The sequence below is a fragment of the Ectopseudomonas toyotomiensis genome, from assembly GCF_900115695.1.
GTDB lineage: Bacteria > Pseudomonadota > Gammaproteobacteria > Pseudomonadales > Pseudomonadaceae > Aquipseudomonas > Aquipseudomonas toyotomiensis.
This window is the reverse complement of sequence record NZ_FOXK01000001.1, coordinates 277,314-297,023: the sequence shown is the minus strand read 5'-3', so window position 1 is coordinate 297,023 and position 19,710 is coordinate 277,314. Positions and strand designations below refer to the sequence as shown.

The following is a 19,710-nucleotide window of genomic DNA, read 5'->3' as shown; positions in this document are numbered from 1 at the left end:
TCGTCGCCTGAACGCGAGTTTCATGCAAAGAAATTCGGCCCCGACGGCGGAAACCGTTAGGCTATGCATCGTTTTGTCGATTTCTTTGAGGTAGTGCCCCCGTGTTTGCCCAATTCGCCCTGCATGAACGCCTGCTGAAAGCCGTGGCCGAGCTTAACTTCGTCGAGCCGACTCCGGTGCAGGCGGCAGCGATTCCGCCTGCGCTGGAGGGCAAGGACCTGCGGGTGATCGCCCAGACCGGCAGTGGCAAGACCGCCGCTTTCGTCCTGCCGTTGCTCAATCGCCTGCTCGGTGATGGCAGCTCGCAGCAGCGCGTGAGCATTCGTGCACTGATCCTGCTACCGACCCGCGAGTTGGCGCAGCAGACGCTGAAGGAAGTCGAACGCTTCGCTCAGTTCACCTTCCTCAAGGCCGGCCTGGTGACCGGTGGCGAGGACTTCAAGGTGCAAGCCGCGATGATGCGCAAGATCGATATTCTGATCGGCACGCCGGGCCGTCTGATCGAGCACGCCAACGCCGGCAACCTGCCGCTGAACGAGGTCGAGGTACTGGTGTTCGACGAGGCCGACCGTATGCTCGACATGGGCTTCGCCGAGGACGCCCAGCGCCTGGCCGAGGCCTGCGGCCCGCACCAGACCCTGCTGTTCTCCGCTACCACCGGCGGCAATGGCCTGCGCGAGATGGTCGCCAAGGTGCTCAAGGACCCGCAGCACCTGATGCTCAACAGCGTCAGCCAGCTCAATGAGGGTACTCGCCAGCAGATCATCACGGCCGACCATAACTACCACAAGGAGCAACTGGTCGACTGGTTGCTGACCAACGAGGCCTATGACAAGGCTATCGTCTTCACCAACACCCGTGTGCAGGCCGATCGTCTCTACGGCAAGCTGGTGACCGCCGGGGTCAAGGCGTTCGTGCTGCATGGCGAGAAGGACCAGAAGGATCGCAAGCTGGCCATCGACCGCCTGCGCCAGGGAGCCGTCAAGGTTCTGGTGGCCACCGACGTGGCCGCGCGCGGTCTGGACGTCGAAGGCCTGGATCTGGTGATCAACTTCGACATGCCGCGTTCCGGCGATGAGTACGTGCACCGCATCGGCCGTACCGGCCGCGCCGGGGGCGAAGGCCTGGCGGTATCGCTGATCTGCCACACCGATTGGAACCTGATGTCGAGCATCGAGCGCTACCTCAAACAGCGTTTCGAGCGTCGCACCATCAAGGAGCTGAAAGGCATCTACCAGGGGCCGAAGAACCTCAAGGCGTCCGGTAAGGCAGCTGGCAGCAAGAAGAAAAAGACCGAGAAGAAAGACCCGAAGAAAACCACCGCCTCCAAGCGCAAGACCGGCCCGCGTCCGGCTGGCAAACCTTCTGTGCTGGTCAGCGCCGATGGCAGTGCGCCGCTCAAGCGCAAGAAGCCCGCTGCTGAATAGTTCTGCTGGGCTAAATAGCTTCGTTTAGGCACGGTCTGCCCCCTCTCCCATTTATGGGAGAGGGCTGGGGAGAGGGTTGTTCAGTCAACTCGGAGCTGTCTGGCATACCCTCTCCCCCGGCCCCTCTCCCGCGCGGGAGAGGGGAGTTCCCTTATTCCACCCCAACGAAACCACCGGTCTGATGCTGCCATAGGCGCGCATACAGGCCTCCGTGTGCGATCAGCTCGGCGTGGGTACCGGTTTCGATGACTTGCCCCTGATCGATCACCACCAGCCGATCCATCCGTGCGATGGTCGACAGGCGATGAGCGATGGCGATCACCGTCTTGCCTTCCATCAGGCTGTCCAGGCTTTCCTGAATCGCCGCTTCCACTTCCGAGTCGAGTGCTGAGGTAGCTTCGTCCAGCACCAGGATCGGCGCGTCCTTGAGCAGCACGCGGGCGATGGCAATGCGCTGACGCTGGCCACCGGACAGCTTCACGCCGCGTTCACCGACCTGAGCATCCATGCCGCGTCCGCCCTGGCTGTCATCGAGGGTGGGGATGAAGGCATCGGCGCGGGCCTTGCGTACTGCCTCCCAGAGCTCGTCGTCGCTGGCGCCGGGTTTGCCGTAGCGCAGGTTGTCACGGATCGAACGGTGCAGCAGGGCAGTGTCCTGGGTCACCACGCCGATGTTGGCGCGCAGGCTTTCCTGGGTCACCGTGGCGATGTCCTGATCGTCGATCAGGATGCGTCCGCTTTCCAGGTCGTACAGGCGCAGCAGCAGGTTGACCAGGGTCGACTTGCCGGCGCCGGAAGGGCCGACCAGACCGATTTTCTCGCCGGGTTCTATGGCGATTTCCAGGCCGCTGATCACGCCGCCTTTCTTGCCGTAGTGGAAGTGGATGTCCTCGAAACGCACGCCGCCCTGCGTCACCTGCAGCGGTTTGGCATCTGCGCGGTCGAGCACCTGGCGTGGTTGAACGATGCTCTGCATGCCGTCCTGCACGGTGCCGACGTTCTCGAAGATGCCGTTGACCACCCACATGATCCATTCGGCCATGTTGTTGATGCGGATCACCAGGCCCAGCGCCAGGGCGATGGCACCGGTGGTGATCAGTGATTGGCTCCACAGCCACAGGGCCAGCGCACCGGTGCCGACGATCAGCACGCCGTTGAGGCAGGTGATGAGAAAATCCAGGGCAGTGATGGTGCGTGACTGCAGGCGGAACTTGTCGAGCAGATCCTGCATGGCTTCGCGGGCGTAGCTTTCCTCTTCCTGCGAGTGGGCGAACAGCTTGAGCGTGGCGATGTTGCTGTAACCATCGACCACGCGCCCCATGACCTTCGAGCGCGCCGAGGAAGCGGCCGCCGATCGCGCCTTGATGCGCGGCACGAAGTACCAGAGCGCCGCGCTGTAGCCGACTATCCACAGCGACAGCGGCACCACCAGGCGCAGATCGGCGGCGGCGAACAGGTACAGCGCGCTGCCGGCATAGACCACCACATGCCACAGTGCGTCGATCACCTGCATGGCCGAGTCACGCAGCGAAGGGCCGGTCTGCATCACGCGCTGGGCAATGCGCCCGGCGAAGTCGTTCTGGAAGAAGCTCAGGCTCTGCTTGAGCACGTAGCGGTGGTTCTGCCAGCGAATCAGGTTGGTCAGGCCCGGATTGACTGCCTGGTGCGTGAGCAGGTTGTGCAGGCCGAACACCACGGGGCGGATGATCAGCGCCACCAGCAGCATCCACCACAGCTCGCTCTGGTGCTCGCTGAAGAAACTGCTGGCATCCGTGCTGGCCTGGGCCATGTCGATCAACTGGCCGAGGAAGCTGAACAGCGCGACCTCGATCAGGGCGGCGAAGAAGCCGATGATCAGCACTGCCAGCATCAGCGGCCACACCTGTTTCAGGTAGTGGCCGTAGAAGCGCAGCATGCCGGTTGGCGGGGCGACGTCGGGGCTTGGTCTGAAGACGTCGATCAGGGATTCGAAGCGGCGAAACAGCATTGCAGGCGTCCTGCCTCAATAAGAGTGGACGCCGATAGTAACGCTGTCAGTGCGAGCGAGTCTCAGTTAAAAGCGGTTTCTGCAACTCGCCGGCCCAGGCCAGCAGTGGAATCTCCAGCTGCGGTTGCCAGATGCGCTTGAACAGCAGGGCCAGATGTTCGGCTTCGCCGCGTTCGAAGGGCAGGCGGTCGATGCGCTCGTACACCTGCCATTGGCCGTCCTGCAGGCGGGCGAAGTCGAAGCGGAAGGGATGAAAGCCGGTCATGCCCAGACGCAGGTCGGTGACGATCAAACGCTCACCCACCTGGTCGTAGCGCAGCACGCCGCCGGTGAACCACTCCAGCCGCTGGTGCATGGTCGAGTCTGTCAGTTGCTCGCGCAGGTGCGTGCCGCGCGGCAGGCGTTGCAGTTGCGGCGGCTTATCATCGAACCAGCCGACCAGGGCTTCGTGGTAGTCCTCGCCATCGAGCACGATGACCCGCCACAGCAGGGTGTTGAGCGGCGTCGGTGTGGTGAACAGCTGTTCGGCCTGGATGCCCTGGCGCGCCAGCTCGCGCTCTACACGTTGCTCGGCCATGAATTTGCCGGCCAGGCTGAAACCGATGTACAGCGTCGATACGGCCAGCGCCACGGCCGGTACGCGCCAACTCTGCTCGCGCAGGCCGGTGAACAGGCTGATCACCACCGCTGCTATCAGCGGCACGGTATACATCGGGTCGATGATGAACAGGCTCGACCAGGCCGTGGGTGTCGGCATCAGCGGCCAGAACAGCTGGGTACCGTAGCTGGTGAAGGCGTCCAGCAAGGGATGGGTGATCAGCACCAGCCACAGCGTCAGCAGCAGGCGATTGGCCGAGTAACCGGGGTGAGGGCGAAAGCGTCTGGCCAGCCAGGTCAGCAGCAGGGCAAAGCCGCTGAGGACGAATAGCGAGTGGCTGAAACCGCGATGGTAGGTCATGTTGGCCACGGCATCGCCGTATTCCATGACCACGTCCAGATCGGGAACGGTGGCGAGCAGCGCGCCGTAAAGCAGTGCCTTGCGCCCCTGCCAGCGACCGAGCAATGCGCCCTGGATACTGGCGCCAAGTACCGCCTGGGTTATGGAGTCCATCGAGTGCTTCCGAAAAAAGACAGGCCGCTACGTTAGCCGAGGTGCCGAGCGAATGCCGTGGGGAAATTTCAAGCAAAGATTACAGCTGTGGCGGGTATCCTGATGCCCATGCCTTTCAAGAAATCATGGCCATGCTGATCGTCTCCAACAGTGTTCACCTTCCCGATGATGAAATCGAACTGACCGCCATCCGTGCCCAGGGCGCAGGTGGGCAGAACGTCAACAAGGTGTCCAGTGCCGTGCATCTGCGCTTCGACAGTCAGGCCTCGTCGTTGCCGCCCTTTTACAAGGAGCGTCTGCTGACGCTTGCTGACAGCCGTATCACCGCCGACGGCGTGGTGATCATCAAGGCGCAGCAGTACCGCACCCAGGAGCAGAATCGCGCCGACGCCCTCGAGCGCCTTGCCGAGTTGATCCGCAGCGCCGGCAAGGTGGAAAAGAAACGCCGCCCGACCAAACCGACCCTCGGCTCGAAAAAACGCCGTCTGGACGGCAAGAGCAAGCGCGGGGCGATCAAGGCGGGGCGGGGTAAGGTGGATTTCTAGTCGCGTGCCCGGCAGCCAGGCGCCGCGAAGGATAGCGACACCCTAGCCGCGTGCTGCCAGATAAGCCTGATAGTCAGGAATACGGTATTCGTGCTGCTGTTCCAGCAGGCTGCTGCTGAGCATGTAGTCGGCGCTGCTCTCGTTGCAGGCTACCGGGATGTTCCACACCGCCGCCACACGCAGCAGTGCCTTGATATCCGGGTCGTGTGGCTGTGGCTCGAAGGGGTCCCAGAAGAACACCAGCATGTCCACGCGCTGTTCGGCGATGCGCGCGCCGATCTGCTGGTCGCCGCCCAGCGGGCCGCTGATCATGCTTTCCACCGGCAAATCCAGACGCTTGCTCAAAAGCAGGCCGGTGGTGCCAGTTGCCACCAGTTCATGGCGAGCCAGTTTGTCGCGCTGACGCTCGCACCAGTCCAGCAGGAAGCCTTTGCAGTGGTCGTGCGCCACCAGGGCGATGCGCTTGCGTGCCGGCAATTGGGCATGGGTGAAGCTGATACGGCTCATCGAGCCTCCTCGTTCAGTGCAGACGGGCCAGAACCAGGCAGTTGTCCAGCATGCGGTTGGAGAAGCCCCATTCGTTGTCATACCAGGCCATGACCTTGAGCAGCCTGCCGCTGACCTTGGTGTGGTTGGCATCGAAGATCGATGACAGCGGGTTGTGGTTGAAATCGCAGGACACCAGCGGCAGCGCGTTGTAGCCCAGCACCGGGGACTTCTCGCTGGCGGCCTTGAGCAGGGCGTTGATTTCCTCGGCAGTGGTCTCGCGCTTGACCTGCACAGTTAGGTCGACCAGCGACACGTTGATCACCGGCACCCGCACGGCCATGCCGGTGAGCTTGCCTGCCAGCTCCGGCATTACCAGGCCGACCGCTTCGGCGGCACCGGTCTTGGTCGGGATCATCGACTGGGTCGCTGAACGCGCACGGTACAAATCGCTGTGGTAAACGTCGGACAGGTTCTGGTCGTTGGTATAGGCGTGAATGGTGGTCATCAGCCCCTGTTCGATGCCCAGTTCGCGATGCAGCACCTGCGCCATCGGCGCCAGGCAGTTGGTGGTGCAGGAGGCGTTGGAGATGATCTGCATGTCAGGTGTCAGCACCTGCTCGTTGACGCCATATACCACGGTAGCGTCGGCACCCTTGGCAGGCGCGGAGATCAGCACCTTGTGTGCGCCGGCCGCGAGGTGCGCGGCGGCCTTGTCACGTTCGGTGAACAGCCCGGTGCATTCGAGCACCACATCGACCTGATGAGTTTTCCAGGGCAGCTCGGCCGGATTGCGAATGGCGCTGACAGCGATGCGGTCACCCTTGATCCACAGGCTTTCGCCGTCCACTTTAACTTCTTCAGGGAAATGGCCGTGGACGCTGTCATATTGCAACAGGTGGGCATTGATCGCGCTGTCGCCCAGGTCGTTGATCGCCACGACCTGCAGGTGCTGGCGATAATTCTGGGTATAGAGTGCGCGTAGCACGTTGCGACCGATACGGCCGAAGCCATTGATGGCGATGCGTAGTGTCATGGTGACGGTCTCGTCAATTTGTTGTTGTAATTACAAGATTATTCCCATTGCTCTAGAAATCAAGCCCGTTGAGTGGCAGTATTTTGTTGTAAATACGAACAGACGCTAGAAGCTAGCCTGGAGATTTCCCATGCATCCCCGCGTTGTTGAAGTTACCGAACGTCTTGTCGAGCGCAGCCGCGCCACGCGCCAGCGCTACCTTGAGATGATCCGTGCGGCCTCCAGTGAGGGGCCGCAACGTGGCAAGCTGCAGTGTGCCAACTTCGCTCACGGCGTCGCCGGTTGCAGCGGTCACGACAAGCAGACCCTGCGCCTGATGGATGCGGCCAACGTAGCCATTGTGTCCGCCTACAACGACATGTTGTCGGCCCATCAGCCTTACGAAACCTTTCCCGAACAGATCAAGCAGGCCCTTCGCGAGTTGGGCTCGGTGGGGCAGTTCGCCGGTGGCGTGCCGGCCATGTGCGATGGCGTCACGCAGGGTGAGCCGGGCATGGAGCTGGGCATTGCCAGTCGTGAGGTGATCGCGATGTCCACCGCCGTGGCGCTGTCGCACAACATGTTCGACGCCGCTCTTTATCTGGGGGTGTGCGACAAGATCGTGCCGGGGCTGGTGATGGGCGCGCTGCGCTTCGGTCATCTGCCATCCATGTTCGTGCCGGCCGGCCCCATGACCTCGGGGCTGTCCAACAAGGAGAAAGCCGATGTGCGCCAGCGCTACGCGGAGGGCAAGGCGACTCGCGACGAGCTGCTGGCTGCGGAAATGGCCGCCTATCACGGGCCGGGCACCTGTACCTTTTATGGCACGGCCAATACCAATCAGTTGCTGATGGAGGTGATGGGCCTGCACCTGCCGGGCGCATCCTTCATCAATCCGGGTACGCCGCTGCGTGATGCGCTGACCCGTGAGGCCGCGCAGCAGGTCACGCGCCTGACCAAGCAGAGCGGGAGTTTCATGCCCATCGGCGAGATCGTCGACGAGCGTTGCCTGGTCAACTCCATCGTTGCCCTGCATGCCACTGGTGGCTCCACCAACCATACCCTGCACATGCCGGCAATCGCCCGCGCCGCCGGCATTCTGCTGACCTGGCAGGACATGGCCGACCTGTCCGAAGTGGTGCCGACTCTGGCCCACGTCTACCCCAATGGCAAGGCCGACATCAATCACTTCCAGGCCGCAGGCGGCATGGCCTTCCTGATCCGTCAGTTGCTCGACGCCGGCTTGCTACATGAAGAGGTCAACACCGTGGCCGGACGTGGCCTGTCGCGCTACACCCGCGAGCCCTTCCTCGAAGACGGCAAGCTGGTCTGGCGCGACGGTCCGACCGAAAGTCTGGAGGAAAGCGTGCTGCGCCCCGTGGCGCGGCCGTTCTCGGCAGAAGGCGGCCTGCGCTTGATGCAGGGCAACCTTGGTCGTGGGGTGATGAAGGTGTCTGCGGTGGCACCCGAGCATCAGGTAGTGCAAGCGCCGGCGCTGGTGTTCGAGGATCAGCTGGATCTGGTCGAAGCCTTCAAGGCCGGCAAGCTGGAGCGCGATTTTGTCGCCGTGGTGCGTTTTCAGGGGCCGCGCAGCAATGGCATGCCGGAACTGCACAAGATGACGCCTTACCTGGGTGTGCTGCAGGATCGCGGCTTCAAGGTGGCACTGGTCACCGACGGGCGCATGTCCGGTGCCTCGGGCAAGATCCCGGCAGCCATTCATGTCTGCCCGGAGGCTTTCGATGGCGGGCCGCTGGCGCGGGTGCGTGACGGCGATCTGATACGCCTCGATGGTACGACGGGAGAATTGCTGCTGCAGATCGACGAGGCCGAATTCGCAGCGCGCGAGCCGGCCGCGCGGCCTGCGCAGGCGATTGGTTGTGGGCGCGAGCTGTTCGCCTTTATGCGCCACAACTTCAGTTCGGCCGAGCAGGGCGCCAGTGCCTTTACCGAAAGTCTCGAGTCACTGGTCTGAGGTCGATCGGATAAGGCTTCCAAAGCTGCCTTTGGTAGCAGCCCCGCCTCCGGGAGGCTTCTCACAGTGCGCCCCGCCCTGATTCGCGGCGGGGCGCCGCTCCTACCTGTTCAGGCCTGCGTCTTGCCTTAGATGCCCTGCGGAATTTCTTCGCCGCCAAGTGCGGTGAACAGCTCCGGCAGGAATTCCACCAGGGTCATCATCATCAGGATAAAGCTGGCGTCCTGTTGAGCCAGGGCGTCGTCACCGCCGTCCTGTTCGGCCTGCTCCTGCAGCACGTCCTCGAAACGCAGGCGCTTGATGGTCAGCTTGTCGTCGAGCACGAACGACAGCTTGTCCTGCCAGGCCAGCGACAGTTGGGTGACCTGCTTGCCGGTGGACAGGTGCAGCTGGATTTCCTCGCTGGTCAGATCCTGGCGCTTGCAGCGCACCACGCCGCCGTCCTCGTGGGTGTCACGCAGCTCGCACTCGTCGAGGACGAAGAAGCCTTCGGCAGCACTCTGGTTCTTCAGCCAGTCGGTGAGGGTGGCGGTGGGCGCGATCTTCACCGACAGCGGGCGCACCGGCAGCGAGCCGATGGCTTCACGCAGGGTGGAGAGCAGGTCCTCGGCCTTCTTGGCGCTGGCGCTGTCGACCAGAATCAGGCCCTGTTTCGGCGCGATGGCGGCGAAGGTGCCGGATTTGCGGATGAAGGCGCGCGGCAGGAAGGCCTGGACGATCTCATCTTTGATCTGGTCGCGCTCTTTCTTGTACACCTTGCGCATCTGGGTGTTTTCGATTTCGTCGACCTTCTCTTTCAGCGCGTCGCGCACGACCGAACCCGGCAGGATGCGCTCTTCCTTGCGTGCGCCGATCAGCAGGAAATCACCGCTGACATGCACCAGCGGAGCATCGGCGCCTTTGCCGAAGGGGGCGGTGAAACCGTAGGTGGTCAGCTCCTGGCTGGCGCAGGGACGTGCCGGCTTGCTGGCCAGTGCGGTCTCCAGTGCTTCGGCGTCGAAAGGAATGTCCTGGGTGAGGCGGTAGACCAGCAGGTTACGAAACCACATGAGCGGTTGATTCTCCATTGATGATGAGGTCGCAGGTTGGCGCCGTCCTTGCGCTCTCCCGTTGGGGAAAGCCGGCGCGCAGCGACGGATGAAGGTGGCGGGCCATCAACAGGATCATGATCGCTCCGCCGGCACAGAGCGCGCATTATTCTCCGCTGGCGTGCTCAGGCCAACCCTGACAACGAGCCACTGAGGAAATTCGCTGGCCTCGCCTAAGTTCTTGCTGCGGCGATAAATTTTTTTGCGAAGAGGGCTTGCCAAGGTCCGGATCGCTCTCTAGAATGCGCCCCACTTCGAGAGTGAAGGGTGATTAGCTCAGCCGGGAGAGCATCTGCCTTACAAGCAGAGGGTCGGCGGTTCGATCCCGTCATCACCCACCAATCTCGCAGTTACGCGCAGCGGTAGTTCAGTCGGTTAGAATACCGGCCTGTCACGCCGGGGGTCGCGGGTTCGAGTCCCGTCCGCTGCGCCATTCTTCTCCTCGCTTCATCCCCTCCTGTGACAACGCTTCGGCATACGCTGAAATCTTCGAAAAAATCCTTTGTTTGCTTGAACTTATGCGCATTGCTCGGCTCCTATGCCGTAGCCAGTGATTGCGGCGTACTGCTAAGCTCGCGCTTTCACTCGACGGCCTTCGGGCGCATCTACAAGGAACAAGCATGAAACAGCATCGTTTGGCGGCAGCGGTTGCCCTGGTGGGCCTGGTGCTTGCCGGTTGCGATTCGCAAACCAGCGAAGTCGAACTCAAGAGCCCGGCGCAGAAAGCCTCCTACGGCATTGGCCTGAACATGGGGCGTAGTCTGTCCGAGGAAGGCATGGATGACCTGGATTCCAAGGCCGTCGCTCAGGGTATCGAGGACGCGCTGGCGAAGAAGGAGCCGCGCATCAAGGACGAAGACATGATCGAGGCTTTCTCCTTCCTGCAGAACCGTGCTGAAGAGCGCATGACTGCGCTGAACAAGGAAGCCGCTGAAGCTGGCAAGAAATTCCTTGAAGAGAACGGCAAGCGCGAAGGTGTGGTCACCACCGCTTCTGGCCTGCAATACGAAGTGATCAAGAAAACCGACGGCGAACAGCCGAAGGAAAGCGACGTAGTGACCGTTCACTATGAAGGCAAACTGACCGATGGCAGTGTATTCGACAGTTCCGTCGCTCGCGGTAGCCCCATCGATCTGCCGGTTGGCGGCGTGATCCCGGGTTGGGTCGAAGGCCTGCAGCTGATGCACGTCGGTGAGAAGTACAAGCTGTACATCCCCAGCGAGCTGGCTTATGGCGAGCAGAGCCCATCCCCGGCCATTCCGGCCAACTCGGTACTGGTGTTCGACCTGGAACTGATCGGTATCAAGGATCAGGCAGCCGAGCCGACCGAGCAGTAACACTCGGTACTCGTTTACAACGCCCCGTCTTGACGGGGCGTTGTCGTTTCTGGGGGGTGTAAGCAAGGATGTGGAGGTCAGGGTGTTACGCTTATGCACATTATGGGAAACATTCCTAACAAGTCTGAGCTACAACTGAGTCGCGCTCATGTCAATCAGCAACTTGTTGATTTTCATGGATTTTATATGCTGTATAAAAAATATCCGATCTAAGCCCGGGCCCCATGCCACGGGGCTTTGATAAGCTTGTCGAAAGACTTTGCACAGATTTATCCACAGCTTCGGTGGATAAGCGAGGCAAGCCCTGATACTGCCTGGCTTGCCGAGGAGGCCGAATGAAAACACCGTGGAAACTGACGCGTTACCTGCCTCTGGCTGCCCGCTTCCTGCGTGAAGGCCGGTTGCCGGAGTTGCTCCGCGCACTGGCTGACAAGCGCACACCACAAGGTCAACGCTTCGCCGCTCTGAAAGAGGACCTGCAACTGCTGCGTGCGCTCAGTCTGGCCTGGTTCAAGGGAGAGTACCGGCAGATCAGCAGTCAGGCGCTGTTGATGGTGGTGGCTGCGCTGCTGTACTTCATTACCCCCTTCGATGCCATTCCCGACTGGCTGGTCGGGGTCGGTTTCGTCGATGACCTGGCCGTGCTGGCCTGGGTAATGCGCACCTGGCATGGCGAGCTCGAAGCCTTCAGGGCTTGGCGCGACAAACAAAGCCCGGAACGTTTGGCGCTCATCGAGCACCTGCCGACAGCGGAGCGGGTCGATCCATTGCACTCCTGAGCGCTTCATCCAGCCACTGGCCGATCATGCGTCGATCGCGCAGTTCCAGCAGTAGGGCGTCCAGTCGATCTGCAGGGATGGGCAGGTGGCTGCTGTACGCGCAGTAGACCTGATAGCGCTGCACTACCCAGGGGCTGAAGCGCAGCTGCATCTGCGGATGCTGAGCGAGCTTGTAGGCCAGATTGCGCTGCATGTCGATCACCGCGTCCAGGCGCTGCTTGTCGAGCATGTGCAGGCTGGTATCCAGATCGCGTACGTCCTGCCTGGCGACCTGGCCAGTGCTGAATGCGCTCATCAGGGGCTGGCTGTAGATGTAGCCGAGGCTGGTGCCAAGCACCTTGCCGTAAAGACTGGCAAGGCCGGTCAGCTCTGGTTGGTCCATGCGCTGCAGCAGGACGTCCTGCTCGTCATAAAGTGCCGGTGACCAATGATACTGCTGCGGTTGGCTGACCCACTCGGGGTTGGTGTTGCAGATCAGATGCAGGCGGCCCTGTTGCAGATAGGGTTCCAGTCGATTGTTGGGCGTCTCGACAAACTCGACGGGCAGCTCGAAGCGTTTGCTTATTTCCTGACTGACCTGGTAGGCCAACCCGTGTCGCACTTGCTGTTGTGCGAGGCCCACATAAGGCATGGAGTCGGCCGGACCGTAGCCCCACATCAGGCTTTCGGCGCTACAGAAGTTGCTCAACAACCCGAGCGACCATGCGCATGACCTTCTCAAGGCGACTCCCCACCCCAGGTTTACGGGGTCGTTTCTGCGCAGATACGGCTGACGCCGCAGTGTGGGAACCTGATACCTCGGCAGTATAGATCACGCCCCAGGCGCTACACGCCTGTTAAGATGGCCGCGTGCAAGGAAGGGGTCGTGATCGTCGGCCCTGCTTTCCAACGGAGAGACTCATGAGTGTGCAAATCATTGCTCGCGATGGCCAACCCGAATACGCGGTGCTGCCATGGGCCGAGTATCAGACCTTGCTGCAGGCCGCAGGGCGCCAGCCAGCGGCAGAGCCCAAGGCCGTTGAACTGCCGGTCGAGGCCAAGCGGCCAGCGCTCGATCAACTGCGTGCACTGCGCGAGGCCAAGGGGCTGGCGGCAGAGAGCCTGGCGCGCAGTGTCGGGATCAGCCCGCACTACCTGGCGATGATCGAGAGTGGCGAGCGTCAACCCGATGCCGCGATCATGCGCTCGCTGGCCTGGGAACTGGGCTTGGAGGGCTGGTCTTGAGCGTACGTATAAGTCGCCAACACTGGCAGGCGCTACTGGCGGAGCTGGACGAGGCTCGCCGTCAGCGTCATCTGTTGACCTACCGCGCGCTGATCGAACGTCTCGATCTGCCCACGCCGGCCATGCAGACGCTGACCGCTGCACTGGAGCATCTGGCGGCGCTGGATGCTCGCGCCGAGCGTCCGTTGCGCAGCGCTCTGGTGATCAGCCAGGGCGCCAGTCGCCTGCCACGTACCGGATTCTTCGACTGCGTGACGAGCCTGGGACGCTTCAGTGGCGCTTCCGATGGTGTGGCAGCTGCATCCTGGCACGCTGCCGAGGTGGTCAGGGTGTTCGAGTTCGACTACCCCGCCGATGTCTAGGTTGCTCTGGCAGGTGCGCGCACGCCTTGGCTACTGGCTGGCCCGGCGCCTGTTTCACTGGCCCGCGGCGCTGCGTCAGCCACGTGTGTGGCAATGGATGCAGGGCCAGTACGGGCGCATGGCCAATCTCGGCGACCGCGCGGCACAGAGCTTTTACGGCCATATTCTGCTGTTCAGGGGGCAGGGCCTGGGTGCGCGTGAGGAAGGGCTGAGGTTGTTGCGCCTGGCCGCCAATGGCGGTGACGGCAAGGCCGCCTATCAGTTAGGCGTGCAGGCCCTGCGGGGCGATACCCGGCAGGCGCCGGATGCCTCGCAAGCCGTAGGTTGGTGGGAAATGGCGTTGGCTGCCGGCCATCCTCTGGCGGCCAGTCGTCTGAGTCAGCTCTATCGCGACGGTGCTCCCGGGCTGGAAGCAGACCTGCAAGTCGCCGAGCGCTATGCCGCCATGGCGAACGAGGCTACGCGCTCAGGCCGTTGAGCCTTGCAGAATATGCAGGCTGTAGCCAGGCACGGCCTTGGCCTGGCGCTTGGCCTCGGAGGCCAGTTCGGCCAGGCGCGAGGCATCGAGCTGGGCGCAATCTTCCTCTTTTACGTGCACTACGCCGATAGACAGTGACAGCAGCGCATATTCCTGGCGCTGGCCGTGGCGGTTGTGGGCAATGAAGCAGCCGGCCTGAAGGTGCTCATCGCGGTAAAAGCGTCGGCACTGATTCTGGAAATCCTCGATCAGCTTGCCAAGTTTTTCGCGCCAGTCTGTCGAGCCAAGTACCAGCATGAAGTCGTCGCCGCCGATATGCCCGACAAAGTCGCGGGCCGGATCGACCCGGTCGTTCAGGCATTGCGCCAGGCACAGCAGCACCTCGTCGCCCTTGGCATAGCCGTAGAGGTCGTTGAAGGGTTTGAAGCTGTCGAGATCCACGTAGCACACCGCAGCTTCGCGTTGCTGCTGCAGCAGGCGGCCAAGGCATTGCTGGATAGGTACGTTACCCGGCAGCAGCGTAAGCGGATTGGCATGTCGGGCCTGCTGCAGCTTCTGTTCGGTGATCAGCTTGAGCACGTCGATGACCCGGCCCAGGCCCAGGTAACGTCCGTTCTGGATGATGATGAAGTCTTCCTCGATGCGCTGGCGCGCGCGGCTGGTGAGCAGGCGACTGACCTTCTGCAGGGACTGCGTCAGTTCCACAGCGAGAAAGTCCTGGCTCATCAGGCGACTGATGGGTTTGCGCGCGAACAGATCGGTGGCGAAGGGCTTGAGCAGCGCTTCGGACAGCGAGTGACGGTGGACGATACCGACCGGTTGGCGTTGCGTGTCCAGTACGGCCAGGGAGTTGAGGTTGGCCTGGGCGCGAAATACGTCCAGCACTTCAGCGATGGCCGTGTGCTGATCGACCGCGGGCTGGTCGTTGAGCAGGGCGCTGAGGTCATGGCTGTCCTCACTTAGGCTGACCTGATTGCTCAGGACCTGGGGCAGCAGTTGCCGGGCATCGCGTGGCGGCTTTTCCTGCGGCCTGCTGAGCAGATAGCCCTGCACCAGGTCGACCCCCATCTCTGCCAGTACGGCCAGCTCTTCAGGCAGTTCGATACCTTCGGCGATCACTTGAGCACGCGAGGCCTCGGCCATCTTCAGGATCGAGCCGACGAACTCACGCTTCACTGCATCTTGATGAATGCCATCGATGAAGTGGCGGTCGATCTTCACGTAGTCCGGGCGCAGCTCCGACCACAGACGCAAGCTGGAGTAGCCTGCGCCGAGGTCATCCAGAGCGATGGAAAAGCCCATGGCACGGTAGTGGTGCAGGGCATTGTCGAGCAGGGCGAAGTCTTCGGTGGGGGACTGCTCGGTGAGTTCGATCACCACCTGGCTTGGTGGAATACCGAAAGCCTGCAGCAATTTCAGCGTACGCCCTGGTTGATGGCTGGGGTCGAGCAGCGATTCCGGCGAGACGTTGAGAAACAGCTTGCCGTCCAGGCCCTGTGCGCTGAAGCCTCTGCAGGCGCTCTTGCGGCAAGCCATTTCCAGCTCGCTCAGGCGCCCTGCATGACGGGCGACGGCGAACAACGTCAGTGGCGAATGCAGTGGGCTGTTGGAGGGGCCACGGGTCAGGGCCTCATAGCCGAGAATGCGCTGTTCGGACAGCGAGACGATAGGTTGGAACAGGCTACTGAGGTCGCCGTGAGCGAGGATGTTGCCCAGCGCGCTCAACTGCTCGGTGACGGTCATGGTGTTCTCGATCTGCCGGAAACGAAAGGGCCGGCTTATGGCCGGCCCTTTATTTCACGACAGTTCGATGACGATTTGATGACGCTCGATAGGTCGTCTCAATGCAGCGCCAGCGAGGGGTTCAGGCCCAGGTAGTCGAGCAGGATGCGTCCGCTCTCTGCCAGGTAGGCGTCGTCCTCCGGCGTACTCTTCTCATCGGCGACTGGCAGCGCGTCCTCGTCTTCCTTCTCCAGTTCCTTGAGCGGCTCTTCGCCCTTGGCCTGGCGGCGGTTGTTCTCCAGGGCCAGTTGCTTGGCTTCGACTTCGGCCTGGCGCGCCCGACGGGTTTGCTCGTTGAGGCTGACGGTGGTTTCCGCCATCAGCTTCTTGGCCAGGGTCAGACGGTCGCGAGTGAAGACGAAGTCCGGGTCCTTGGCCGTGCGCAGGTCATGACGGGTCTTGAGCTCGGTCAGGAAAGGCTTGATCGGGTCCAGTTCTGGAGTGATCGCCGGGCGAATGCTGTCCCAGGGCAGAGCCGCGGGCAGCGCGCTTTCGCCGATGTCCTTGGTGTCCATCACGTCCGGGTAGGTGATGTCGGGAATCACGCCCTGATGCTGAGTGCTCTGGCCGGAAACACGATAGAACTTGGCCAGGGTCAGTTTCAGTTCGCCATGGTTGAGCGGCTGGATGGTTTGCACCGTGCCCTTGCCGAAGGTCTGGCCGCCGAGAATCAGCGCGCGGTGATAATCCTGCATGGCGCCGGCGAAAATTTCCGAGGCCGATGCGGACAGGCGGTTGACCAATACGGCCAGCGGGCCGGTGTAGTAGACGCCCTTGTTCTCGTCGGCGAGCACGTCGACACGGCCGTCGGCGTTGCGTACCAGTACGGTGGGCCCCTGCTCGATGAACAGGCTGGTCAGTTCGGTGGCTTCCTGCAGCGAGCCACCGCCGTTGTTGCGCAGGTCGATGACCACGCCGTCGACCTTCTCGGCCTGCAGCTCGTCGAGCAGGCGTTTGACGTCACGGGTGGTGCTCTTGTAGTTCGGGTCGCCAGCGCGGAAGGCCTTGAAATCGAGATAGAAGGCCGGCAGCTCGATGACGCCGAGCTTGTAGTCACGACCATCATGCTTGAGGTCCAGAACCTTCTTCTTGGCAGCTTGCTCTTCCAGCTTGACCGCTTCGCGGGTGATGGTGACCACCTTGCTGGTCTGGTCGCTGGGCGGGTTGCTGGCCGGGATCACTTCCAGGCGTACGGTGGAACCTTTGGGGCCGCGAATCAGCTTGACCACTTCGTCCAGACGCCAGCCGATCACGTCGACCATTTCATCATTGCCCTGGGCGACGCCGACGATCTTGTCTGCCGGAGCGATCTGCTTGCTCTTTTCGGCCGGGCCGGCAGGCACCAGGCGCACCACCTTGACGTGCTCGTTGTCGCTTTGCAGGACGGCGCCGATGCCTTCGAGCGACAGGCTCATGTTGATGTCGAAGTTTTCCGCATTATCCGGCGACAGATAGGTGGTGTGCGGGTCGTAGGTGGTGGCGAAGGCGTTGATGTAGGCCTGGAACACGTCCTCGCCACGGGTCTGCTTGAGGCGCGCCAACTGGTTCTTGTAGCGCTTGGTCAGCAGTTCCTGGATGTCCTTGGTTTCCTTGCCGGCGATCTTCAGGCGCAGCACTTCGTCTTTGACACGCTTGCGCCACAGTTCGTCGAGTTCAGCGCGGTCTTTGGCCCAGGGCGCTTTCTCGCGATCGACCTGCAACTGCTCGTCGACGGTGAAGTCGATCTTGTCGACGCCCTTGCCCAGTTCCGCCAGCGCGTAGTTGAGGCGCTCTTCCATGCGGGTCAGGTGGCGGCGATAGATGGTGAACCCCGGCTCGAGGTCGCCACTTTTCAGCAGATCATCGAATTTGCTGCGCCACTGATTGAATTCGGCGATGTCAGCGGCAGTGAAATAGCTGCGAGATGGATCGAGCAACTTCAGGTAGTTGTCATAGATCTGAATCGAGCGTTCGTCGTTCAGTGGCGGCTTGTTGTAGTGATGGCGGCGCAGCAGCTCCACTACGTTGAGGCTGGCGATCACCTGCTCGCGATCCGGCTGCAGATAGTCCCAACTGGTCGCTATGGTGGTCTTGGCCGCCAGCGGCAAGGCACTGAAGCCGAGGACGAGGGCGAGGGCGGTGCTTGCAAGAGATCGCTTCATGCTGATTCGACGTAGTGGCAGTTGATAACGCATATTAGGCCGTATTTGAGGGCGCCAGGTTCCGTTGGCGCTAGGCGAAAGCCCGGCGGTCTGCGCTGGGCTCGGTTCACTTGCACTATGGAGGCAGCATGAAGGCATTGCAAGGCGTCGAAGGGCGTGCAGAGTGGCTGGAACAACCGGCGCAGACCTGTGACGCAGGGCAGATTCGGGTCAAGGTGGCTGCCGCTGGGCTCAACCGGGCTGACCTGCTGCAGCGCGCCGGGCTTTATCCGCCGCCACCTGGTGCGAGCCACGCGTTGGGCCTGGAGTGCGCCGGGGTAGTTGTCGAAGTCGGTGCTGGCAGCGCCTGGCAGGTGGGGGATCGCGTCTGCTGTCTGCTCGCGGGCGGTGGCATGGCCGAAGAGGTGGTGCTCGATGCTCGCCACGCCATGCCGGTGCCAGAAGGCTTGAGCCTGGTCGAGGCCGCTGTGGTGCCCGAGGTATATGCCACCGCTTGGCTCAATCTGTTCCAGCTCGGGGCCCTGCGTCCCGGTGAGAAGGTTCTGCTGCATGCCGGGGCCAGCGGTGTCGGCTCGGCCGCCATCCAGCTGTGCAAGGCATTCGGCAGCCCTTGCTGGGTCAGCGTCGGCTCTGCCGAGCGCTTGGCCTATTGCGAGGCGCTCGGTGCCCAGGGCGGCGCCCTGCGCGGCGAAGACCTGCAAGCGCTGCGTGATTTCGGGCCGTTCGATGTGATCCTCGATCCGGTTGGCGGGCAGTACGCGGCGCTCAACCTGGAATTGCTGGCCCGTGATGGTCGTTGGATCAATATTGGTTTGATGGGCGGACGCGAGGCCACCCTGGACCTGGCGCAAGTGCTGGGCAAGCGCGTTCAACTGATCGGCTCGACCCTGCGCAATCGCGACGATTCGTTCAAGGCCGACCTGTTGCACGATCTGCAGCAGCAGGTCTGGCCGCTGTTCGCAGAAGGGCGGTTGAAGCCGCAACTCGAGCGCAGTTTTGCCCTCAAAGACAGTGAAGCGGCATTCGAGACACTCGCCGGTAATCAGGTTGCAGGTAAAATTGCGCTGCTTATCGATCCCGATCTTGTCTGAGCAAGAGCTCTAGCCCGCGCCTGGCGCGGGCTTGGCCAACGATTGGCTCATTCAATCAATATCATGGCCGTAATCAATAAGCTTTTTTTCGTTAGGTCGCTAAGATACTTCCTGTAAATTTCAAACCCTCACAGAAACCTCAGAAGGAGTCAGAGATGTCCCTCATCAACACTCAGGTACAACCGTTCAAGGTCAACGCTTTCCACGCTGGCGAGTTCATCGAAGTCACCGAGCAGTCCCTGCAGGGCAAGTGGTCCGTGCTGATCTTCATGCCGGCTGCCTTCACCTTCAACTGCCCGACCGAAATCGAAGACGCTGCCAACAACTACGCCGAGTTCCAGAAGGCCGGTGCCGAGGTCTACATCGTGACCACCGACACCCACTTCTCGCACAAGGTATGGCACGAAACTTCGCCGGCTGTTGGCAAGGCTCAGTTCCCGCTGATCGGTGACCCGACCCACCAGCTGACCAACGCTTTCGGCGTACACATCGCTGAAGAAGGTCTGGCTCTGCGTGGCACCTTCGTGATCAACCCGGAAGGCGTGATCAAGACCGTTGAGATCCACTCCAACGAAATCGCTCGCGACGTTTCCGAGACTCTGCGCAAGCTGAAGGCTGCTCAGTACACCGCCGCTAACCCGGGTCAGGTTTGCCCGGCCAAGTGGAAAGAAGGCGAAGCCACTCTGGCTCCTTCGCTGGACCTGGTTGGCAAGATCTAAAAACGGTTTCAGAGCTACCGTGTTTGGCTAGGCAACGCCTGCTAACCAGGTTTGCCTAGCCGTCGCTCGCGACGCTCTGAAATCCGTTTTGCAATTGCTACCTGCGCTGTTTGGGCCATTAACCGGCCCTTGTGGTGCCCGATGCCCGGGCGCGATCCGTCCG

The 19,710-nt window shown here is 61.9% G+C and carries 18 protein-coding genes and 2 tRNA genes; 12 read left to right on the top strand and 8 right to left on the bottom strand.

Features of this window, described 5'->3' with window-relative positions:
* The first annotated feature begins 101 nt into the window (after positions 1 to 101).
* A complete protein-coding gene (locus tag BM186_RS01500; protein ID WP_074913204.1) occupies positions 102 to 1,427 on the top strand; it encodes a DEAD/DEAH box helicase in 1,326 nt (441 codons plus the stop codon).
* A gap of 151 nt (positions 1,428 to 1,578) precedes the next feature.
* Here the strand turns inward: BM186_RS01500 and BM186_RS01495 are convergent, their stop codons facing one another.
* Together BM186_RS01495 and BM186_RS01490 are read right to left on the bottom strand one after the other, a co-directional pair.
* Positions 1,579 to 3,414: an ABC transporter ATP-binding protein gene (locus BM186_RS01495; protein ID WP_074913202.1), complete on the bottom strand. Its 1,836-nt coding sequence runs from the start codon at positions 3,412 to 3,414 to the stop codon at positions 1,579 to 1,581.
* Positions 3,415 to 3,460: 46 nt separating this feature from the next.
* Entirely contained in the window at positions 3,461 to 4,525 is a 1,065-nt protein-coding gene (locus BM186_RS01490) for a metal-dependent hydrolase (protein WP_074913200.1), read from the bottom strand.
* A 131-nt stretch (positions 4,526 to 4,656) separates the two neighbouring features.
* Between BM186_RS01490 and arfB the strand changes: the two genes are divergently transcribed.
* On the top strand, positions 4,657 to 5,070 hold the full coding sequence (arfB, locus tag BM186_RS01485) for an alternative ribosome rescue aminoacyl-tRNA hydrolase ArfB (protein WP_074913198.1): 414 nt from the start codon (positions 4,657 to 4,659) through the stop codon (positions 5,068 to 5,070).
* Between the two features lie 42 nt (positions 5,071 to 5,112).
* Here the strand turns inward: arfB and BM186_RS01480 are convergent, their stop codons facing one another.
* Both BM186_RS01480 and gap read right to left on the bottom strand, forming a co-directional pair.
* Positions 5,113 to 5,577, bottom strand: a complete 465-nt coding sequence (locus BM186_RS01480; protein WP_017677924.1) for a methylglyoxal synthase — start codon at positions 5,575 to 5,577, stop codon at positions 5,113 to 5,115.
* Positions 5,578 to 5,590: 13 nt separating this feature from the next.
* Entirely contained in the window at positions 5,591 to 6,592 is a 1,002-nt protein-coding gene (gap, locus tag BM186_RS01475) for a type I glyceraldehyde-3-phosphate dehydrogenase (protein WP_074913196.1), read from the bottom strand.
* 130 nt (positions 6,593 to 6,722) lie between these two features.
* Here gap and edd point away from each other — a divergent pair, with 130 nt between their 5' ends.
* A complete protein-coding gene (edd, locus tag BM186_RS01470; RefSeq protein WP_074913195.1) occupies positions 6,723 to 8,546 on the top strand; it encodes a phosphogluconate dehydratase in 1,824 nt (607 codons plus the stop codon).
* Positions 8,547 to 8,674: 128 nt separating this feature from the next.
* Here the strand turns inward: edd and rdgC are convergent, their stop codons facing one another.
* Positions 8,675 to 9,595, bottom strand: a complete 921-nt coding sequence (gene rdgC, locus BM186_RS01465; RefSeq protein ID WP_013714480.1) for a recombination-associated protein RdgC — start codon at positions 9,593 to 9,595, stop codon at positions 8,675 to 8,677.
* A 304-nt stretch (positions 9,596 to 9,899) separates the two neighbouring features.
* Between rdgC and BM186_RS01460 the strand changes: the two genes are divergently transcribed.
* The 4 genes from BM186_RS01460 to BM186_RS01445 all read left to right on the top strand — a co-directional run bounded on the left by BM186_RS01460 (position 9,900) and on the right by BM186_RS01445 (position 11,750).
* A tRNA-Val gene (locus BM186_RS01460) sits at positions 9,900 to 9,975 on the top strand.
* A 15-nt stretch (positions 9,976 to 9,990) separates the two neighbouring features.
* Positions 9,991 to 10,067, top strand: a tRNA-Asp gene (locus BM186_RS01455).
* Between the two features lie 187 nt (positions 10,068 to 10,254).
* Positions 10,255 to 10,971: a BamJ family beta-barrel-assembly machinery protein gene (locus BM186_RS01450; protein WP_017677920.1), complete on the top strand. Its 717-nt coding sequence runs from the start codon at positions 10,255 to 10,257 to the stop codon at positions 10,969 to 10,971.
* A 335-nt stretch (positions 10,972 to 11,306) separates the two neighbouring features.
* The gene (locus BM186_RS01445; RefSeq protein WP_072422742.1) at positions 11,307 to 11,750 is read left to right on the top strand and encodes a YkvA family protein; all 444 of its coding nucleotides are present in this window, start codon (positions 11,307 to 11,309) and stop codon (positions 11,748 to 11,750) included.
* On the opposite strand, the gene BM186_RS01440 is transcribed toward BM186_RS01445, so the two are convergent.
* The gene (locus BM186_RS01440; RefSeq protein ID WP_238597162.1) at positions 11,701 to 12,438 is read right to left on the bottom strand and encodes a substrate-binding periplasmic protein; all 738 of its coding nucleotides are present in this window, start codon (positions 12,436 to 12,438) and stop codon (positions 11,701 to 11,703) included. The genes BM186_RS01445 and BM186_RS01440 overlap by 50 nt on opposite strands.
* A 212-nt stretch (positions 12,439 to 12,650) precedes the next feature.
* On the opposite strand from BM186_RS01440, the gene BM186_RS01435 reads away from it, so the two are divergent.
* The 3 genes from BM186_RS01435 to BM186_RS01425 are packed head-to-tail and all read left to right on the top strand — an operon-like array spanning position 12,651 to position 13,814.
* Complete coding sequence (locus BM186_RS01435; RefSeq protein ID WP_072422741.1) at positions 12,651 to 12,974, top strand: helix-turn-helix domain-containing protein; 324 nt, start codon at positions 12,651 to 12,653, stop codon at positions 12,972 to 12,974.
* Positions 12,971 to 13,336, top strand: coding sequence for a hypothetical protein (locus tag BM186_RS01430; protein ID WP_017677917.1), 366 nt, complete (start codon positions 12,971 to 12,973; stop codon positions 13,334 to 13,336). Before BM186_RS01435 ends, BM186_RS01430 begins: the two co-directional genes overlap by 4 nt.
* Complete coding sequence (locus tag BM186_RS01425) at positions 13,329 to 13,814, top strand: SEL1-like repeat protein (protein ID WP_072422740.1); 486 nt, start codon at positions 13,329 to 13,331, stop codon at positions 13,812 to 13,814. Before BM186_RS01430 ends, BM186_RS01425 begins: the two co-directional genes overlap by 8 nt.
* On the opposite strand, the gene BM186_RS01420 is transcribed toward BM186_RS01425, so the two are convergent.
* Both BM186_RS01420 and BM186_RS01415 read right to left on the bottom strand, forming a co-directional pair.
* The gene (locus BM186_RS01420) at positions 13,803 to 15,557 is read right to left on the bottom strand and encodes a bifunctional diguanylate cyclase/phosphodiesterase (RefSeq protein ID WP_074913193.1); all 1,755 of its coding nucleotides are present in this window, start codon (positions 15,555 to 15,557) and stop codon (positions 13,803 to 13,805) included. The genes BM186_RS01425 and BM186_RS01420 overlap by 12 nt on opposite strands.
* A gap of 98 nt (positions 15,558 to 15,655) precedes the next feature.
* Positions 15,656 to 17,737: a carboxy terminal-processing peptidase gene (locus BM186_RS01415; protein ID WP_162843924.1), complete on the bottom strand. Its 2,082-nt coding sequence runs from the start codon at positions 17,735 to 17,737 to the stop codon at positions 15,656 to 15,658.
* A gap of 128 nt (positions 17,738 to 17,865) precedes the next feature.
* Here BM186_RS01415 and BM186_RS01410 point away from each other — a divergent pair, with 128 nt between their 5' ends.
* Entirely contained in the window at positions 17,866 to 18,828 is a 963-nt protein-coding gene (locus BM186_RS01410; RefSeq protein ID WP_074913189.1) for a zinc-binding dehydrogenase, read from the top strand.
* A 155-nt stretch (positions 18,829 to 18,983) separates the two neighbouring features.
* Entirely contained in the window at positions 18,984 to 19,547 is a 564-nt protein-coding gene (ahpC, locus tag BM186_RS01405) for an alkyl hydroperoxide reductase subunit C (protein ID WP_074913187.1), read from the top strand.
* Positions 19,548 to 19,710: the final 163 nt, after the last annotated feature.

What these genes read in the sequence shown, in the direction of transcription:
- BM186_RS01495 (WP_074913202.1), bottom strand. Translation starts at nt 3,414, where the DNA reads ATGCTGTTTCGCCGCTTCGAATCCCTGATCGACGTCTTCAGACCAAGC.
- gap (WP_074913196.1), bottom strand. Translation starts at nt 6,592, where the DNA reads ATGACACTACGCATCGCCATCAATGGCTTCGGCCGTATCGGTCGCAAC.
- rdgC (WP_013714480.1), bottom strand. Translation starts at nt 9,595, where the DNA reads ATGTGGTTTCGTAACCTGCTGGTCTACCGCCTCACCCAGGACATTCCT.
- BM186_RS01420 (WP_074913193.1), bottom strand. Translation starts at nt 15,557, where the DNA reads ATGACCGTCACCGAGCAGTTGAGCGCGCTGGGCAACATCCTCGCTCAC.
- ahpC (WP_074913187.1), top strand. Translation starts at nt 18,984, where the DNA reads ATGTCCCTCATCAACACTCAGGTACAACCGTTCAAGGTCAACGCTTTC.
- BM186_RS01480 (WP_017677924.1), bottom strand. Translation starts at nt 5,577, where the DNA reads ATGAGCCGTATCAGCTTCACCCATGCCCAATTGCCGGCACGCAAGCGC.
- BM186_RS01445 (WP_072422742.1), top strand. Translation starts at nt 11,307, where the DNA reads ATGAAAACACCGTGGAAACTGACGCGTTACCTGCCTCTGGCTGCCCGC.
- BM186_RS01490 (WP_074913200.1), bottom strand. Translation starts at nt 4,525, where the DNA reads ATGGACTCCATAACCCAGGCGGTACTTGGCGCCAGTATCCAGGGCGCA.
- BM186_RS01415 (WP_162843924.1), bottom strand. Translation starts at nt 17,737, where the DNA reads ATGAAGCGATCTCTTGCAAGCACCGCCCTCGCCCTCGTCCTCGGCTTC.
- edd (WP_074913195.1), top strand. Translation starts at nt 6,723, where the DNA reads ATGCATCCCCGCGTTGTTGAAGTTACCGAACGTCTTGTCGAGCGCAGC.
- BM186_RS01450 (WP_017677920.1), top strand. Translation starts at nt 10,255, where the DNA reads ATGAAACAGCATCGTTTGGCGGCAGCGGTTGCCCTGGTGGGCCTGGTG.
- arfB (WP_074913198.1), top strand. Translation starts at nt 4,657, where the DNA reads ATGCTGATCGTCTCCAACAGTGTTCACCTTCCCGATGATGAAATCGAA.
- BM186_RS01410 (WP_074913189.1), top strand. Translation starts at nt 17,866, where the DNA reads ATGAAGGCATTGCAAGGCGTCGAAGGGCGTGCAGAGTGGCTGGAACAA.
- BM186_RS01425 (WP_072422740.1), top strand. Translation starts at nt 13,329, where the DNA reads ATGTCTAGGTTGCTCTGGCAGGTGCGCGCACGCCTTGGCTACTGGCTG.
- BM186_RS01435 (WP_072422741.1), top strand. Translation starts at nt 12,651, where the DNA reads ATGAGTGTGCAAATCATTGCTCGCGATGGCCAACCCGAATACGCGGTG.